Genomic DNA, 1,001 nt, shown 5'->3' on the forward strand with positions numbered 1-1,001 from the left:
GGTTGATGGGGGTGGTTGGCGAGTCCGAGGCCTGCTGGGGGTACGTGGGCGAGACCGGGGCCGCTGGGGGCAGGTGGGCGAGGCCAAGGCCTGCTGGGGGTACGTGGCCGAGACCGAGGCCTGCTGGGGGTACGTGGGCGAGTCCGAGGCCGCTGGGGGCAGGTGGGCGAGGCCAAGGCCTGCTGGGGGTACGCGGCCGAGTCCGAGGCCGCTGGGGGCAGGTGGGCGAGGCCAGGGCCCGCTGGGGGTACGCGGCCGAGTCCGAGGCCGCTGGGGGCAGGTGGGCGAGGCCAGGGCCCGCTGGGGGTACGCGGCCGAGACCGAGGCCTGCTGGGGGTACGTGGCCGAGACCGAGGCCTGCTGGGGGTACGTGGGCGAGGCCAAGGCCCGGCGGGCGAAGTATCAGCCCGTCCGGCGATTGAGGACGAGGCGCGAAGCGCCGATCGGGGGCGCCCCCTGCGGGGCGGAGGTGCCGGGCTTTCGGGCAGGCCGGTGCAAGTTCGGGCGGGCGGGTGGGAGAGAGCCCGTCCGGCGATTGAGGACACGCGCGGAGCGCGCCTCGGGGGCCACCCCGGACGGGGCTCAGGTGAGATCGCCGGTGGGGAGGTCGGCCTCCACCACGTACGCGCCCGCATGAGGGCCCGCCGTGAAGGTCCCACCCACCGCACGGACCCGCTCCGCCATCCCGACCGTCCCGATCCCGGCCGACACAGGCGCGACCCCCGCGGCACCTGCACCGGCACCGGCACCGGAAATCCCGGCACCCAAGGCACCCGGGGCACCCGAGAACCCACCCCCCGAAAGCCCGGCATCCCCACGCCCGGCCCCCGCCGCCCCCGGCGAGGCCCCGACAGACCCGGACGCCCCGGCGGACCCGAACGACCCGGACGCCCCGGCGGACCCGAACGACCCGGACGCCCCGGCGGACCCGAACGACCCGGACGCCCCGGCCGACCCGGACGACCCGGACAGCCCGGACGCCCCGGCCGACCCAACCACCC

Annotated in this window: 1 protein-coding gene; it reads left to right on the forward strand. The window is 77.6% G+C overall.

Features of this window, described 5'->3' with window-relative positions; all coding sequences use genetic code 11:
• Nucleotides 1-646 precede the first annotated feature (646 nt).
• On the forward strand, nt 647-1,001 hold a 355-nt coding region (locus OO63_RS47340; protein WP_248782230.1), incomplete at its 3' end, for a hypothetical protein.

Origin of the sequence: Streptomyces alboflavus (assembly GCF_000716675.1) — a bacterium.
Lineage (GTDB): Bacteria > Actinomycetota > Actinomycetes > Streptomycetales > Streptomycetaceae > Streptomyces > Streptomyces alboflavus.